This is a genomic window from Corynebacterium kalinowskii (genome assembly GCF_009734385.1).
GTDB classification, from domain to species: domain Bacteria; phylum Actinomycetota; class Actinomycetes; order Mycobacteriales; family Mycobacteriaceae; genus Corynebacterium; species Corynebacterium kalinowskii.
Window position 1 is genome coordinate 755,502 of record NZ_CP046452.1, and the last position, 15,420, is coordinate 770,921.

Annotated in this window: 17 protein-coding genes, 2 tRNA genes and 2 pseudogenes; 14 read left to right on the forward strand and 7 right to left on the reverse strand. The window is 57.9% G+C overall.

What is annotated here, in order from left to right:
• Nucleotides 1-1,065, forward strand: coding sequence for a VIT1/CCC1 transporter family protein (locus CKALI_RS03550; protein ID WP_156191990.1), 1,065 nt, complete (start codon nucleotides 1-3; stop codon nucleotides 1,063-1,065).
• Here the strand turns inward: CKALI_RS03550 and CKALI_RS03555 are convergent.
• Both CKALI_RS03555 and CKALI_RS03560 read right to left on the reverse strand, forming a co-directional pair.
• Nucleotides 1,062-1,481, reverse strand: coding sequence for a Fur family transcriptional regulator (locus CKALI_RS03555; protein WP_156191991.1), 420 nt, complete (start codon nucleotides 1,479-1,481; stop codon nucleotides 1,062-1,064). The genes CKALI_RS03550 and CKALI_RS03555 overlap by 4 nt on opposite strands.
• A 61-nt stretch (nucleotides 1,482-1,542) precedes the next feature.
• Nucleotides 1,543-1,869 carry an ArsR/SmtB family transcription factor gene (locus CKALI_RS03560; RefSeq protein WP_231580523.1) on the reverse strand — a complete coding sequence of 109 codons (327 nt, stop codon included), beginning with the start codon at nucleotides 1,867-1,869 and terminating at the stop codon, nucleotides 1,543-1,545.
• A 278-nt stretch (nucleotides 1,870-2,147) separates the two neighbouring features.
• On the opposite strand from CKALI_RS03560, the gene CKALI_RS03565 reads away from it, so the two are divergent.
• Genes CKALI_RS03565 through CKALI_RS03575 form a run of 3 tightly spaced genes read left to right on the forward strand, consistent with a single transcriptional unit; the run spans nucleotide 2,148 to nucleotide 4,500 of the window.
• Entirely contained in the window at nucleotides 2,148-3,527 is a 1,380-nt protein-coding gene (locus CKALI_RS03565) for a glycine--tRNA ligase (RefSeq protein WP_156191992.1), read from the forward strand.
• Between the two features lie 2 nt (nucleotides 3,528-3,529).
• Entirely contained in the window at nucleotides 3,530-4,039 is a 510-nt protein-coding gene (locus CKALI_RS03570; RefSeq protein ID WP_156191993.1) for a hypothetical protein, read from the forward strand.
• Between the two features lie 11 nt (nucleotides 4,040-4,050).
• Nucleotides 4,051-4,500, forward strand: a complete 450-nt coding sequence (locus CKALI_RS03575; RefSeq protein WP_156191994.1) for a hypothetical protein — start codon at nucleotides 4,051-4,053, stop codon at nucleotides 4,498-4,500.
• A gap of 4 nt (nucleotides 4,501-4,504) precedes the next feature.
• Here the strand turns inward: CKALI_RS03575 and CKALI_RS03580 are convergent, their stop codons facing one another.
• Nucleotides 4,505-6,520, reverse strand: a complete 2,016-nt coding sequence (locus tag CKALI_RS03580; RefSeq protein ID WP_156191995.1) for a TPM domain-containing protein — start codon at nucleotides 6,518-6,520, stop codon at nucleotides 4,505-4,507.
• A gap of 71 nt (nucleotides 6,521-6,591) precedes the next feature.
• Between CKALI_RS03580 and CKALI_RS03585 the strand changes: the two genes are divergently transcribed.
• The gene (locus tag CKALI_RS03585) at nucleotides 6,592-7,854 is read left to right on the forward strand and encodes a deoxyguanosinetriphosphate triphosphohydrolase (RefSeq protein ID WP_156191996.1); all 1,263 of its coding nucleotides are present in this window, start codon (nucleotides 6,592-6,594) and stop codon (nucleotides 7,852-7,854) included.
• A gap of 3 nt (nucleotides 7,855-7,857) precedes the next feature.
• Here the strand turns inward: CKALI_RS03585 and CKALI_RS03590 are convergent, their stop codons facing one another.
• On the reverse strand, nucleotides 7,858-8,097 hold the full coding sequence (locus CKALI_RS03590; RefSeq protein ID WP_156191997.1) for a hypothetical protein: 240 nt from the start codon (nucleotides 8,095-8,097) through the stop codon (nucleotides 7,858-7,860).
• Complete coding sequence (locus CKALI_RS03595; protein ID WP_156191998.1) at nucleotides 8,087-8,560, reverse strand: ribonuclease domain-containing protein; 474 nt, start codon at nucleotides 8,558-8,560, stop codon at nucleotides 8,087-8,089. The genes CKALI_RS03590 and CKALI_RS03595 overlap by 11 nt, the downstream gene beginning before the upstream one ends.
• Before the next feature lie 38 nt (nucleotides 8,561-8,598).
• Here CKALI_RS03595 and dnaG point away from each other — a divergent pair.
• Together dnaG and CKALI_RS12355 are read left to right on the forward strand one after the other, a co-directional pair.
• Nucleotides 8,599-9,936, forward strand: a pseudogene (dnaG, locus tag CKALI_RS03600) (DNA primase); the annotation flags it as partial.
• Nucleotides 9,937-9,996: 60 nt separating this feature from the next.
• Nucleotides 9,997-10,476, forward strand: a pseudogene (locus CKALI_RS12355) (DNA primase); the annotation flags it as partial.
• Here CKALI_RS12355 and CKALI_RS03605 read toward each other — a convergent pair.
• The gene (locus CKALI_RS03605; protein ID WP_156192000.1) at nucleotides 10,477-10,719 is read right to left on the reverse strand and encodes a hypothetical protein; all 243 of its coding nucleotides are present in this window, start codon (nucleotides 10,717-10,719) and stop codon (nucleotides 10,477-10,479) included.
• Nucleotides 10,720-10,798: 79 nt separating this feature from the next.
• Between CKALI_RS03605 and CKALI_RS03610 the strand changes: the two genes are divergently transcribed.
• Both CKALI_RS03610 and CKALI_RS03615 read left to right on the forward strand, forming a co-directional pair.
• The gene (locus tag CKALI_RS03610; protein ID WP_156192001.1) at nucleotides 10,799-11,617 is read left to right on the forward strand and encodes a cytochrome c biogenesis CcdA family protein; all 819 of its coding nucleotides are present in this window, start codon (nucleotides 10,799-10,801) and stop codon (nucleotides 11,615-11,617) included.
• Complete coding sequence (locus tag CKALI_RS03615) at nucleotides 11,595-12,251, forward strand: CPBP family intramembrane glutamic endopeptidase (protein WP_156192002.1); 657 nt, start codon at nucleotides 11,595-11,597, stop codon at nucleotides 12,249-12,251. Before CKALI_RS03610 ends, CKALI_RS03615 begins: the two co-directional genes overlap by 23 nt.
• A gap of 173 nt (nucleotides 12,252-12,424) precedes the next feature.
• On the opposite strand, the gene CKALI_RS03620 is transcribed toward CKALI_RS03615, so the two are convergent.
• Nucleotides 12,425-12,497 (reverse strand) — tRNA-Asn (locus CKALI_RS03620).
• A gap of 141 nt (nucleotides 12,498-12,638) precedes the next feature.
• Here CKALI_RS03620 and CKALI_RS03625 point away from each other — a divergent pair.
• The 5 genes from CKALI_RS03625 (at nucleotide 12,639) to CKALI_RS03645 (ending at nucleotide 15,420) form a co-directional block, all read left to right on the forward strand.
• Nucleotides 12,639-12,712: transfer RNA gene (locus tag CKALI_RS03625), tRNA-Ile, on the forward strand.
• 156 nt (nucleotides 12,713-12,868) lie between these two features.
• Entirely contained in the window at nucleotides 12,869-14,059 is a 1,191-nt protein-coding gene (locus CKALI_RS03630; RefSeq protein WP_156192003.1) for a tyrosine-type recombinase/integrase, read from the forward strand.
• Entirely contained in the window at nucleotides 14,056-14,424 is a 369-nt protein-coding gene (locus CKALI_RS03635; RefSeq protein WP_156192004.1) for a hypothetical protein, read from the forward strand. The genes CKALI_RS03630 and CKALI_RS03635 overlap by 4 nt, the downstream gene beginning before the upstream one ends.
• 107 nt (nucleotides 14,425-14,531) lie before the next feature.
• Nucleotides 14,532-14,744: a helix-turn-helix domain-containing protein gene (locus tag CKALI_RS03640; protein WP_156192005.1), complete on the forward strand. Its 213-nt coding sequence runs from the start codon at nucleotides 14,532-14,534 to the stop codon at nucleotides 14,742-14,744.
• A 220-nt stretch (nucleotides 14,745-14,964) separates the two neighbouring features.
• Nucleotides 14,965-15,420 carry a helix-turn-helix transcriptional regulator gene (locus CKALI_RS03645; protein ID WP_156192006.1) on the forward strand — a complete coding sequence of 152 codons (456 nt, stop codon included), beginning with the start codon at nucleotides 14,965-14,967 and terminating at the stop codon, nucleotides 15,418-15,420.

Here is a 15,420-nt window from a genome sequence, read left to right on the forward strand (position 1 = left end):
GTGCCTAATAAGCAGCAGATCAAGCGTTGGCAGCGCTACCTTGCCAACGAACGGGCTGAAGCTGCGGTGTACCGGCACATCGCCAAACGCAAGGAGGGCGAAGAGCGGGAGATCCTCCTATCTCTGGCCGAGGCGGAGTCCCGTCACCAAGATCATTGGCGTTCGCTGCTCGGTGAGCATGCCAATGAAAAGGCCCGCCCGGACTTTTCCACCGTGGCGCATGGCTTTCTTGCCCGGTACTTCGGTTCCGTATTCGCCCTTGCACTCATGCAGTCTGCGGAATCCCGCAGCCCGTATGCCACCGACGCCGATGCGACGAAGCAAATGGATGCCGACGAGCGCATCCACGCCGAAGTAGTCCGAGGTCTTGCCGAACGTGGTCGCGAGCAAATGTCGGGCAATTTTCGCGCCGCCGTCTTTGGCATGAATGACGGGCTGGTGTCCAATCTTGCACTGGTGCTGGGCATCGTCGGATCCGGCGTTTCCAACCACTTTGTACTGCTCACCGGCGTGTCCGGTTTGCTCGCTGGTGCGCTGTCCATGGGTGCTGGTGAGTATGTTTCGGTGTCATCTCAGCGCGAGCTTCTCGACGCCTCCAAGCCGAATCCCGACGCTACCTCCGCGATCCCTGCCCTCGATGTCGACGCAAATGAATTGGCGCTGGTGTACCGCGCCCGGGGCATAGCAATTGACGAGGCAGAGAAACGGGCACAGTTGGTGATTCGCTCGATCCATCACCCATCGGCCTCCGCTGTGCTGGACACTACCCACGACAAGGGGGAAGTGGTGGGAAGTGGCACGGCAGCCGCGATTTCTTCGTTCCTGTTCTTCGCCTCTGGCGCGCTGATTCCGATCATCCCGTTCTTGTTCGGGCTGTCCACTGCAGTTGCTGCCGTCATCGCGTGCGTGCTCGTCGGACTGGCGCTCATGATCACAGGCGGCGTGGTCGGTGTGCTGTCTGGAGCCCCGCCATTCTTGCGCGCGTTGCGCCAAGTGGCCATCGGACTCGGAGCCGCAGCCATTACCTATGGTCTTGGCTGGGTGTTTGGAGTTTCAGTAACTTAGGCTGCGCAGTTTTTGCACAGACCGAAGATTTCGGCGGTGTGACCCACCAGCTGGAATCCGTGGTCTTTGGCAACCTTGTCGGCCCACGTTTCCACTTCGTTTCCGGCGATTTCTACCGTGGTGCCACATTTGGTGCACACCAGGTGGTGGTGATGGTGGTCGGATTCGCAGTGGCGGTACAGCGTTTCACCACCGGACATGTGGAGGACATCCACGGCGTCGATATCGGCAAGCGACTGAAGCGTGCGGTAAACGGTGGTGAGTCCCACCTTCGCTTCGCGTTCGGTGAGCGCCTGGTGGATTTCCTTGGCAGAAGAGAAGGTATCGATATCACGAAGGACCTCGATGACCGCTGCGCGTTGGCGGGTGCTTCGTTGCCCAAGCTTGGGTATTGGTGAATCACTTCGAGGTGACATCGTGAACCGAGTGCCTTTCGGACCTAAACAATTGTGCCTATCAAAAATTAAGTTACCACGTCTACAACTTTTCGCTGTCAGATACGCGAACTCGCGCAAACGTAGCTTCCAAAATGGGGATAACGTCCATTTCAGTGAGGGAATAGTACATTTCCCGGCCTCGACGTTCGTTGCTGACGAGCCCCGCGCTGCGCAGCACTTTGAGATGCTGGCTGATCAGAGGTTGGCTGGAGCCTAGGTACTCAACTAACTCATGAACGCAACGAGGTTGTGGTTTGAGGAGGTAGAGGATTTTCATCCTCAATTGCGAGTCCAATGCGCGGATGATCTTTTCGGCTCCGGCGAAATCTCGATCAAGATCGAGGAGCGTCTCGACCTTCGTGTTCACGGCGGTTCACTTCCTGACTATGCCCAGGTCAAATATGCAAAAAATGCCTTATGTATCCAGTTAAACCCACCTTGGAACTGCTGGTCAAGGCCTAGTTGAGGGACATTGGGCACACTTCGTTACACTTGAGGGCACAAGTCAAGCTCGGCAGCCAGTCGAGTCAAACCTTATTTTGTGTCGCAGCCCTGGGCGGCTCGGGTATTGCCAGTTCACTCCGGAATATGGCGAACCGAGGGTCTGGCGGATGATCTGCGAACGATGATCACTCAAGGAGTGTCGTGGCTTCAGTAATCGATTCCGTAGTTAGCCTGGCAAAACGTCGTGGTTTGGTCTACCCATGTGGTGAGATTTACGGCGGTACCCGTTCTGCTTGGGACTACGGTCCGCTTGGCGTTGAGCTCAAGGAGAACATCAAGCGTCAGTGGTGGCGCACCTTTGTGCAAGGCCGCGATGACGTCGTGGGTCTGGATTCCTCCATCATTTTACCCCGCCAGGTCTGGGAAGCTTCCGGCCACGTTGAGACCTTCACCGACCCACTGGTTGAGTCACTTCACACCCATAAGAGGTACCGCGCTGATCACCTCATCGAAGCGTATGAAGCAAAGCACGGACACCCACCAGCAAATGGTCTGGCTGATATCAATGACCCAGAAACCGGCCAGCCAGGCAACTGGACCGAGCCAAAGATGTTCTCCGGTCTGATGAAGACCTACCTCGGTGCGGTAGACGACAAGGAAGGCTTGGCCTACCTGCGTCCGGAGACTGCCCAGGGCATCTTCATCAACTTCAAGAACGTTGCCACCACCGCTCGCATGAAGCCACCATTCGGCATCGGCCAGATGGGTAAGGCTTTCCGCAACGAGATCACCCCGGGTAACTTCATTTTCCGTACCCGCGAGTTCGAACAGATGGAGATCGAGTACTTCGTACACCCATCTGAGGTGGAAGCGAAGTTCGACGAATGGGTCGACGCGTGCTGGAACTGGTTCATCGACCTCGGCATCAATCCAGAGAACCTTCGTCAGTTCGATGTTCCTTCCGATGATCGCGCGCACTACTCCGATCGCACCATCGACTTCGAATACCGCTTTGGTTTCGGTGGCAACGAGTGGGGCGAGCTCATGGGCGTCGCCAACCGCACGGATTACGACCTGTCCCAGCACACTGAGCACTCCGTGGACGACATGAAGTACTTCGACCAGGTCACTGGCGAGAAGTACCATCCGTATGTGATCGAGCCTTCCTTCGGCCTGACCCGTTCCCTCATGGCATTCCTCATCGATGCCTACACCGAGGATGAGGCTCCTAACGCCAAGGGTGGCGTCGATAAGCGCGTGGTTCTGAAGCTGGATCGTCGCTTGTCACCAATCAAGGTTGCGGTGCTGCCGCTGTCCAAGAAGGAAGAGCTGACGGGCCCTGCGCAGGAGATCGCGAAGGAGCTCCGCCAGCTGTGGAACATCGACTTCGACACCTCCGGTGCGATCGGTCGTCGTTACCGCCGTCAGGATGAGATCGGTACGCCGTTCTGTGTCACCGTCGACTTCGACACCCTCGAGGACCAGGCTGTCACCGTTCGCGAGCGCGACACCATGAGCCAGGAGCGCGTTCCCGTTTCCGAGCTGCAGGCTTACCTCGCCGCACGCCTCGTGGGCTGCTAATCATGACTGAGATGCAGTGGGGCCAGCGCAAGAATGGTGTCATCTCCCTGTCCGAAGATGGTGAGAAGATCGTCGACTTCAAGATAAAAGACGACAGCTCAACCGCGCTTATCGACGGCCAAGAGTGGTCTTTCACCTTGAATGACACCGTCGCCTCCGCCAGCAATGGCGAGGTGACCTGGTCGGCTGAGGCTGAAAAGGGCTTCAAGAAGTCCAAGCGGTTCGTGGCACAGGTGGGTGAGCGCAGCATCGACTTCATCAATGAACAAAAGTCCGACTGGATCATTGATGAAAACGACGTGAAGCTCGGTCAGTTCACCGGTGCCAACAGTGGCGTTCGCCATGTAGCCGTGGAATTCGAGGATGATGCCAAGCTCAGCGAGGAGCAGAAAGTGTTCCTCGCGTGGCTGTCCCGCATCGCCCTTGAGCAGCGACTTGTCTCTTCCACCTGGATGTTGACGCTGATTCTGCTTATCCTGACACCGTTCATCATTTTCGTTTTCTTTAACTAGTCGGAGAACCGATGTCGGACGTGCCTCCTCGCTGGACGTGGATCGGAAACGAGTTGTTTGACTCGCCCGGTCGGCTGTTGGCGACGGTGCGCTCAGATGTCATTGATGTAGACGGGGATAGGCTCCTGATCGAGTGTTCGCCCGGGCCCTTGCATTTCCGGGCTCGGGCGACGTCCACTAATGGGGAAGTCTTCACGGTGAGCCAACGCGGCTTCACCGTCAGTACCCTGATCGCATCCTGCGGAAACGCGTCCTACATCCTGGAACGCACCTCAGTGTGGCGGAAGGAACGCTGTATCAGAGGGGCGTCGGGTCCGCTGGCGTACGTGCGCCCCATGATCAGCGGCAAAGTCGAAATGGTGGGCACCGATCTAGCAGATACACTGCCGGATATGCATGCTGTGTTTCTGAGCTGGGCCTGCGTCCTCGTCGATTCTCCGGTGCGCAGGCCACGGGTGTAGCCGGCTAAAACTTGCCGCCGGAGACGCCGCCCCCTCCAAAGCCGCCGCCACCACCGAAACCGCCGCCACCACCAAAGCCACCGCCGCCGCCGAAGCCACCGCCCCAGCCGCCGCCACCACTGAGCATTTCGTTAATCAACATGCCGGTGACGATGCCACCCATGTTGGATCCGCCACTGGATTGGTGCCTGCGGCGGTAATCATCAACGTCGTTTTGCGCCGATTTTGAGGCGCGCTGCGCGGCAGTGAGGGACTTACGAGCAAACTCGATGCCCTCGCGAGTGCGGGAAGTGCGAATATTTAGTGCCTGGGCTTGGAGGTTCTTGGCGTCGGCAAGCTGCGTGCGTGCCTGCGCGCCGACAACCTTTCCTCGGGTCGAAATCAAGTCCTCGGCGGCCTGGATTGCGCTGTTTGCTGAACGCAGCGTGTTGTCAAAGACTTGAAGGGTGCGCGCTTGATCAGCGGCGGAGGCGCGCACCTTGTCCAGTTGCTCGTCGACGTGCGTGTCAGCTTCAACGAGGGCATTGTAGGCCCCGAGTGGGTCGGTGTTCGCAGCACTTTGGGAGCTTTGCAGCACCGACTGAGCCTCCGAAATCACCCGCCGCAACGCATCCCAATCGGCTTGCGTACCTTGGCTCGCTGCCTGACGCTCGAGCTGAGCTGCTTCAGCGATCTCCGCGTTAACCTCCTGCACCAGGGCAGGGAAGCGGTCCCGGGCCACAGCGATGTTCTCCTCGGCGTGCTCAATGCCGGAGAGGAGCTGGTCTGCCTTCTGGGTGGCGTTTTCCGCCCGTCGAATGTCCTCGATGAGTCGGCCCTGTTCACCGGCAGGGAGATGGACTACAGCGCGTGCGGACTCCAAGGATTTCTCCGCCTCGCCGAGCGCAGCGGTAGCAAGTTCGACGTTGTCCGAAATACCGGCGATGACGGTGGAATCATAGCGACCTTTCAGTCCCTCGAGAATCTCCACCGAACGAGGAATTCGAGTACGCAGGTCAATAGTCGTGCGGGTGAGCTCGTCTACCTTGGAATCGGCGTTGATCAGCAGGTTGCGCATTTCCGCAAAGTCGGCAGCTTCCTTGTCCAAAGCATCATCGGCCTGGCCACAAGAAGAAATGATGTCCACCAGCATGGCGCGTCGATCCGCCTCAGACTCCGGAATCGAATCATCCAGCTTCTGCTTCAGCCCAAATGCGCGCTGCAGCGTTGACGTGGAGTTATTCATTGCCTTGGTGAACGGGCGGGCGCGTTCCGCACCGAATTCGGAGATCGCCAGATCCAGTTCCTCGCGGCCACGGCGAATCGACTCGTCGGTGCTCACCAGTTCCTCACGGGCTCGTTCTTCCAATACCTCAGTGGGCAGGGAGTGCAGCGCGCCCACATTCTTCGGATCGATCGCGCGCGCGTCCTCCACCATGGCGGTATTGGTCTGCTTGCGTTTGCGCTTACTCAGCGCATACGCGCCGATGCCTAGGCCACCGAGAGCTGCAGCGCCACCGCCCAACCAGCCCATATCGCTGCTGTCCATGGCGCCGCCGCCACCGCTGGCTTTGGCATCAACGGCGTCGACAAGCGCCAAGGCAGCGCCGTTGTAGTCCTCATCCACCAACTTGTCGTAGGCGGCCTTGTCAATGCGCTGCTGATCAGAAGAACTAAAGCTGCCACCGTAGGAAATGCCGTAGTCTCTCGTCGATGGGGAGACACCAAAGACCACCACGTTGGGGCCCTCATTCTTCTTGAGCGCCTGGGTAGCCCACTGATCACCCGTCATACCGGCGAAGTCCTTCGCGAACACCACATAGACCTTCTTCTGGGTGTCCTTCTGGACCTGCTTGATTTTGGCCTCCAACTCCGCCTCCTGCGCAGGCGTGATGATGTCGGCGGAATCCGTCACCGTCTTGGTGTAAGTCACGGGTGCCTGAGCGACGAACTGCTCGGCCGCAAACGCGGGGCCGGCGCAGCCCAATCCGAGACCGATGGTGCACAGGGACAAAGCGCTGAATTTACGAAGGCCGTTCATACTGCATAAGGTTACCTGTCTCACGGCGAGGTGCGCACTGATTGTGCTGGAAAGCAGGCACAATCGAACCCGTGACTACGCAGTATGAATACTCGGCGGCGGATGTCGAGCGGCGCTTTGTCGAGCCGAGTAAGGGCAGCTCCATGCCTGGCTCCGAGCCCGAACACCGCGGCGCGTTCTCCCGTGACCGCGCACGAGTGCTGCACTCCGCGGCGTTGCGACGCCTCGCCGATAAAACTCAGGTTGTTGGTCCTCGCGACGGCGATACCCCGCGCACCAGGCTGACGCATTCTTTGGAAGTCGCCCAGATTTCTCGTGGCATCGGCGGGGGACTCGGCCTCGATCAGGACCTGTGTGAACTCGCAGCGCTCTCGCACGACATCGGCCATCCGCCCTATGGGCACAACGGGGAGGTCGCCCTCAATCAGTTGGCCGACCTGTGCGGCGGATTTGAAGGCAATGCCCAAACTCTGCGCATCCTCAGTCGTCTCGAACCGAAGATCATGTCGGGAACGGAAAGTCTGGGGCTCAACCTCACCCGCGCCTCCCTTGATGCCGCGTGTAAGTACCCGTGGACGCGCGAGCACAATCCCCGAAAGTATGGTGCTTACGAGGAAGACCGGGAGCTGCTGGACTGGCTGCGCGACGGCCACGACGACCTGCGTAAACCCATCGAAGCCCAGGTGATGGACTGGTCCGATGACATCGCCTATTCAGTGCACGATGTCGAAGACGGCATCGTCTCCGGTCGCATCGATTTGTCCGTCCTGTGGGATTTGGTCGAACTCGCCGCCCTGGCCGAAAAAGGTGCTCGCGCCTTTGGTGGAGAGCCCGAGGCGCTTATCGACGCCGCCGACCGACTACGCCAACTAGCCGTCGTTCGCGCTTCGTCGGAATACGATGCGTCACTGTCTGCCCTCGTCTCGTTGAAAGCGATGACATCCGAGCTGGTCGGCCGGTATGTGGGCATCACCGTGGCTTCGACGCGGGCTGGTAACGAAGTAATTGGTCGGCAGTACGGTGATCTGATTGTTCCGGAATCCGCGATCAACGAAGTCAAGCTGCTGAAGACCATCGCAGTCCTCTATGTCATGGACGATCCAGGGCACTTGGCGCGCCAAGACCGCCAGCGTGAACGCATCAATCGGGTGTATGACTATCTCTGCCTGGGCGCTCCCGGCACCCTAGATCCGCTGTTCCAATCGTGGTACGCCATGGCCGACTCTGATGCTGCCCGCCAACGCGTGATCATTGACCAGATCGCGTCCATGACGGAAACTCGGCTGGAGAGAGTGGCGAAGAACTCGGCCGAGGTGTCGGTGTTCTTTTCGTAACTGTCAGCCCAGGGTAGAGATCTTCACGCCCTGGTCACGGCACACATTAGCGAGCGAGGTGTAGTCGCGAATCTGGAGTCGGCAGCCCCTGAGCACCAGGGCTTTCACTTGGACTTCTCGCAGGTAGTCGGCAAAACCGTCTAAATTCCGTGGAGTCGGCTGGTGGTTTCCGGCGATCAGGGCATAGGCCTCGGGAAGGGTTGACGCGCGGCGGGCGTCGATAAGTAGCGTGCTATTCGGCATCGGGGATCTCGCAGAAACTCTCGTAGTGATTGTCGGTGTAGTACCAGACGTCGGGGTCGGTCTTGGAACCGCCGCCGACGATGATGCGTCGCTCACCGCGGTGGTTCAGGCCAGGGGTGTCCACGGTGTACTCGCGGTAGTAATTGCGGTCCTGTTTGGGCAGGCGGCCCTCGTAGTTACCGAAGCGCACGCCGTCGTTCTCCGGGTACTTCGGCTTCTGGCCAGCGAGAATGCCGTCAATGACCGGATCCACCTGATTCGGGAGCGTATCGACGGGGCACTGGCCGTCCTTCGGTTTGCTCTTCGCGGACGGCTTATTCTGGGCCGTCGGCTTCGCGGTAGCTGCAGTCGTCGGCTGGGGGTCCTTGGACTGGCCCGGGCCCAGGTCAAACCCGAAGAAGGCGGCGGCCAGTACGACAAGAACGCCACCCACTCCGGCGAGGGCTTTAGGTTGAGATGCCATAGGAACCATCATGTCAGATAGCAACTAAGGTGTATGTCATGGCCAAAGGCAGGATCCCCCAAAGCGACATCGAAGCGATTCGCGAACGAACCCTCATTGAGGAGATCGTCGGCGAATATGTGCAGCTCAAGCCTGCAGGTGCGGATTCGCTCAAGGGACTGTCACCGTTCAAGGACGAAAAGACTCCGTCTTTTCACGTCCGCCCCAACCGCGGATATTTCCACTGCTTCTCCTCTGGTGAGGGTGGCGACGTGTTCTCCTTCCTGATGAAGATGGAACACATTACATTCCCGGAAGCCGTCGAGATCTGCGCCGATAAAATCGGATACCGGATCAACTACGAGGGCGGGGGATCAGGCCGTAGGGAAGAGCCCGGCACTCGGCAGCGACTCATCTTGGCTAACCGGCACGCGCATGAGTATTACCGCGCCCAGTTGGAAACCCCCGAGGCGGCACCAGCCCGCGACTTCCTCACCCAGCGGGGCTTTTCCGCCGAACATGCCCACCAGTTTGGTTGCGGTTACGCGCCGGCGGGCTGGGACACCATGACCAAGTACATGCTGCGCAAGGGCTTTACCTTTGAGGAACTCGAGGCAGCGGGGCTGTCCAAAATGGGCAAACGCGGGCCCATCGACCAGTTCCACCGCCGCCTGCTGTGGCCGATCAAAAACACTTCTGGCGACGTGATCGGTTTCGGTGCTCGCAAGCTTTTCGACGACGACAAGCTCGGCAAGTACATGAACACGCGCGATACCTTGTTGTACAACAAGTCGAAAGTGCTGTTCGGCCTGGATCAGGCGAAGAAGCACATCGCTGCTGGGCACCAGGCCGTGGTCGTGGAAGGCTACACCGACGTGATGGCGATGCACGCCGCTGGCGTCACCACCGCCGTTGCTTCCTGTGGCACTGCCTTCGGCGAAGACCACCTGCAGATGCTTCGTCGTCTCATGCTCGATGACAGCTACTTCCGTGGCGAACTCATCTATACCTTCGACGGCGACGAAGCTGGGCAAAAGGCAGCCATGCGCGCCTTCGAAGGCGACCAGAAATTCACCGGACAGTCCTTCGTGGCCGTGGCCCCCGAGAGCATGGACCCATGCGATCTGCGGTTGGCCCGTGGTGACGCCGCTGTCCGGGACCTGGTTGCTTCCCGGATTCCAATGTTCGAGTTCGTGATTCGCGCGCTGATCGCCGAGTACAACTTGGACACCGTGGAAGGTCGCTTGCAGGCTCTGCGCCGGGCGGTGCCGGTCATCGCCGATATTCGGGATGCCACCCTGCGCAACGAGTACGCACGTCAGCTCGCCGGCTGGATCGGTTGGGCGGACCCAGCCGAGATCGTGCGCAAGGTTGCAGAAGAGACGCGTAAACCGAAGTCCGCGTCGCCATCGCGTGGCCGCGCCGCTGCCGAGCCAGTTGCGGACCCGCGGGCAGGCCTCCCGGATCCGAAGGAACCATCCCTATGGCCTGAACGGGAAACTCTCAAACTTGCGCTGCAGTATCCGATGCTCGCCGGTGACTACTTTGATGGTCTCGCCACCGAGTGCTTCACCGCGGAGTCCTACCGCGCGGTACACGCAGCGATCCTGGCCACCGGCGGCGCTGCTGCCGGCACCAGTCAGGGCTTCGAATGGCTGCCCAACATCGCCGAACACCTCGATTTGCTGGGGCGATCGCTGCTGTCCGAGCTGGCGGTCGAGCAAATCAACTGCGAAGAAGAGGAACTGGAGAAATACACCGACAGCGTCTTGTCTCGGCTACAAGAAGTCCGCGTTGGCAACCAAATTGCCCGGCTGAAGGGCCAGCTCCAGCGCATGCGACCGTCTGATGATGAAGAGGCCTACAACGCGCTGTTCGCCGACTTGTTGGCGCTAGAGCAGGCTCGCCGGGAATTGCTAGCGCGGGCGTTTCGATAATTAGTCGTGATCCGGCTCAAGGACGTTGCTGCCGTCCTCGCGACGCAGGTTCTTAACTTCCTTCATGCGTGGCTCGGGATCGAGCTTGTTAGCGAGCGCCCGTCGGGTGGCGGTCATAGCTGCCTGTGAGGCGGGGGAGTTCACTGCGAACTCATACCCCTTCTTGATCTGTTCAAAGCGGCGACGCCCTGCCTTGGTTCCGAGGACGTAGCCGGCTGCTGCACCAACAATCAACTGGATCATGTGTGTTTCGAGCACCTTCGGTTATCGCGGACTGGTGGTTACCTACTGTACCTGGGTGACTTGATCTATGGTGAGATGCATGGTTTCGGTAGGAGTGTTCGGCGCGTTCATAGCTGGTGTGTTTTCGCTACTCAGTCCATGTTCCGCATTGTTGCTACCGGCGTTCTTTGCCTATGCGTTCAGCTCCAAGCGGCAGCTCGTTGCGCGCACCCTTGCCTTCTTCCTCGGACTGAGCGCGGTGATGGTTCCGTTGGGAATCGGAGTCGGCTGGTTCGGACAGCTGTTGATGTCCCACCGCTCGACCCTCATCCTGGTCGGTGGCCTGGCGATGGTGTTGTTCGGTCTGATTTCCTTCTTTGGCCGTGGCTTCAACATTCCACTCCTGTCACGCCTGAATAATCGAGTACGTGGCACTTCGTGGCTAGCGGTGTTCGCGCTCGGCGCCGTCTACGGATTCGCGGGATTCTGCGCTGGACCGCTTCTCGGCGCTGTACTCACCACGGCAATGCTCTCCACCAGTTCTCTTTACGGCGGCCTGATCATGGCAATGTATGCGTTGGGCATGACGGTGCCGCTGTTTTTCCTCGCCTGGGCGTGGGATTCGCGCCAGCTTGGCGACGCCCGTTGGCTCCGCGGCCGCGACGTGAAGTTCTTGGGGCTGACGTTGAATACGATCTCCATGGCCTCTGGAGTCTTTTTCATCCTCATTGGCTTGCTGTTCATCAAGACGGAGGGGCTGACAGGTATGCCAGCGCTGATGTCCGTCGATAAGCAGTTGGAGGCGCAGCAGTGGGCGCACGGACTCATGGCTGGCAACGAGCTTCCGCTGCTCTTGGGGGCATTGGTCATCGCTCTGGTGGTGGCAGTATGGAAGTATGTCCGAAGCACGAGAGATTGAGCCAGCGAAAAGCTTGTTAATCCTTGTCAGTGCTTGCGCTGGCTTGTGCTACATGGCGGGGCAAACACTCGACGGCCTGGGATTGCCGGTGGTACCTGGGCCACTGCTATACCTGATGGCGGTAGTAGCGCTTGCCGCGATTGTTCGAAACTCAGTCTCGCGGCTTCGCTCGGGTGGTTGGAAACTATGGGGGTTCATCCTGCTTGGACTCTTCGTGTCTTTCGCATTCGAGGTGCTGTGGTTTCAAGTAACGAATAGCGTCGGGGCAGCGACCAATTCCAACACTGAGTCTATTCGCGGTCAGCTTCTGGACCATCCTTTCGCAATGGGTTTTGCCGTCGTCGTAATTGGCCCAGTAGTTGAGGAAATGCTCTACCGCTTCGGTATATTCCGGCTGCTCTCCGGTATTCATGTGGCGGTGGGGCACGTGGGTACCGCGCTCTGCTTCGCTTTCCAACACGTGGGAGTGGGATGGCTTGTTCACGGCGATCCCTCGCAGCTGTGGCATGCACCCGGGTTTGTTGTCTACAGCCTGGTTATGACCATGCTGTATCGGCGTACTGGCACAATTCTTGCTCCGATACTCGTCCACATGGCAAGTAACGCGATCGGTGTGGGATTCATGCTGGCGTGAGAGCCCCTATGCCGTGATGGAGTGCGGGTGTAGAGCTCTAGTCGACGCGCGGTTACGCAAACAGGGCAAACCAATTCTTTCTTCACCCGCAATGCGTGCCATAAACGTGGCATTTCGGACCATCACACGGTGGGGAAAACGAAAAAACCCGCTGCATGCAGCGGGTTTAATTGCTCCTCCAACTGGGCTCGAACCAGTGACCCTGCGATTAACAGTCGCATGCTCTGCCAACTGAGCTATGGAGGAATATGTTGTTCTGGGCGGTGCCCTCGCAACGAGAACTAACTATATAGGCGGGCCTTGATTGAAATCAAATCGGCAGGTAAACGGATATTTTGGGGTCGATTTTTCTGCCACAAACCCGGGTGGATATACTCATGTGAGCTGGGGGCTATAGCTCAGTCGGTTAGAGCCGTGGACTCATAATCCATTGGTCGCGGGTTCGAGCCCCGCTGGCCCCACAGTCACCCTTACTCACCACCCCCGGTGAGTAGGGGTTTTCTTCTTTCTACCAGCGAAAACACTAACATGAGCATTGGACGGTATTGCCCGAAAATTCCCAAAAATAGCGTGCGTTATTGCGTTGTAATTGCGTAGCGCAATTAGGAGATTGCAACATGGCTAGGAAGAAGGCTCGCACCCGTAGATCATGGGGACGCATCCGCGAAGCAAGCGGGCGGTTCCTCGCGAGCTACCAGCATGACGGGATCGTGTACAAAGCCCCGAACACTTTCGGAGCCATCATTGATGCCGAAGGCTGGCTCTCAGATGTCCGTCGAAAGATCGACAACGGAACTTGGGTAGATCCCGAAGCCGAAGCCAGGGAGAAAGAAAACTCGAAGGTGACGGTTCGGCAACTCTGCGAAGAATGGCTGAGTGAAGCCGACCTGAAAGAGTCCACTAAACAGAGTCACGCCCGAAAGCTACAAGCGCGGGTGCTGTGCGATTCGTTCCCAGGCTTTGACTCTCTCGCTAATGTGCCCGTGGTTGAAGTCGATAAAGACAGAATCCGCGATTGGTGGTCTCAGGTTCAATCGGTGCCCGCATGGAAGAGCCAGAAGAACACGAATGTGCAGGCGTACAAGCGACTGTCTACCGCGTTCCGCTTTGCCGTCGAAACGAAGAAGTACATCTCGGAAAGCCCGGTAAAGATTCCCGGCGCTACGAAGTTGCCGAAGCCAGATCTACGCAAGCGCAAGAGGATTAGCGACGCGCAAGCAAAACTGTTGGCAGCCAACATCTCCCCACGATTGAAGATTGGGGTTCAACTCATGCTCTGGGCTGGACTCCGATTAGGAGAGCTTTTGGAACTACGCCGAAGCGATATCGAAGGGCTAAACGGGCGGGGGGCGGTTGTCGTCAACATCTCTCGCAATGCGCAGCGGGTGAAAGACGAAGCGACTAAGAAACAGGTGATGATTACGATTGATACGCCGAAGACCGACGCGGGTAACAGGTCGGTTACGCTACCGCCGAAGATCGCTAAGGAATTGCGCGCGCACGCAAAGCAGTACATGGGCCCGGAAGAAGATGCGCTAGTAATCACCACTGAGACCGGAAAACAGATGATGGACACGACGTTCAGAAGCCGTTTTGCAACCGCGAAAGAAGCAGCGGGTAGGCCTGAGATCACGCCCCACGATTGCAGGCGCTTCTATGGCACGATGCTTGTTAAGAAGGCCGGTATTCCTTTTGAAGACGCTAGGCAGCTCATGGGTCATGAGACCGTGGAGCAGTTGATGGAGTATGTACGCGCGGAAGAGGAATACGAAGTGCAGGCAGCTAAGGCATTGGACAAACTCATATGACCCTGGATAAGAAGCAACTCCGAAAGATCGCCCGAACAACGTACCGTTGCAAGCGTGGGTGTGTTGTCGGTTTTGTGGTGATCCTCGAAGTGGAAGGCGCGCCCGGCGACAATATCCCGGCTCTAGCCTTCCATGACGGGCACGCCTGGCAGCTAGAGAGTGACCCGACAGTTCCGGTAGCTGTCTCGTGTGGGCACATTAAGGGGCTGTTGCGATGGACTGACAGCGACCCTAAAAACGTCAACCTGAGCCAAGAAGACGTGAGATCTGTCTACCCTGGCAGCCAGGCCATGCAACACGCGGGAGCGATGGCCGTTGAACCGATTCCACAGGACGCGCTAGACAAACTTTTCGGCAAGCCTTGACATTCTGTACAGCTCTGTCTATCTTGAGGGCATAACCCAATAGATTCCCGGTCAAACGAGACCAAAATATTTAAGCCAGTAGGACGGCTCACTTGAAGGAGTGAACTATGTCCACTGGCTTTTCTCATGCCGACAATGAACCGTATGTGACCCTGCAACATGCATCCAAACATTTTGCCGTCTCAGATAAATTGCTACGGCGGATGATTGCCCAAAAACAGATCCCCGCATACCGAATTGGTGGCCGTTGTCGTGGCCCAATTCGTCTCAAGATCTCAGAAATTGAGTCCGCCATGTACCCGATGGGTGCAGCCATGTAATGCCATCGCGCGAAAACCGCCCCATAATCGACGCCAATGAACGTTATTAAAACGTTATCTTTGGCGTCGATTTTCTCATTTCTTGCACGTTCCCGAACTGGGAAAACTTAGGCCATACATTACTAATCAATGCCTGTCAATAGGGGGTATGGTACGATACACCTGGAAGTAATCCACATCACATAGGAGGTAAGAAGTGACCAGTACAACAGTCAATAAAATGTTGACATGTAAACAAGTATCGGACCTGCTCAACGTCACGGAGCAGACGCTGTATTCGTGGCGAAAAGATGGCAAAGGCCCAGCTCACGTCAAGTTGGAGGGTCAAGTGCGTTACAGACTCTCTGCTGTGCAGGCGTTCATGAACGGAACCGAAGAAGTAATTTCCAATTTCGGAACATATTTCGTGCCCTTGAACGACGGCAGTGGAGATGTGCAGTTTGTCGCGGGGCCCAAGGTTCAGGCTATCCGCGCGGAGCTGGGGGAGGATCGCTCCAAGCTCTGGAATGACGCTATCGACATGCACGGATTCGCGGAGATCTCGCTCGGCGGTGAAGACCCGGAAGAGGTTATTAAGACGTATCGCGACTTTGAGCGGTTGCGAGAAAAGGGCTGGGAGATCTTTCCGCAGCACGACCAGTATGAGACGTACACGCTAATTAGGGAGATGAAGTAG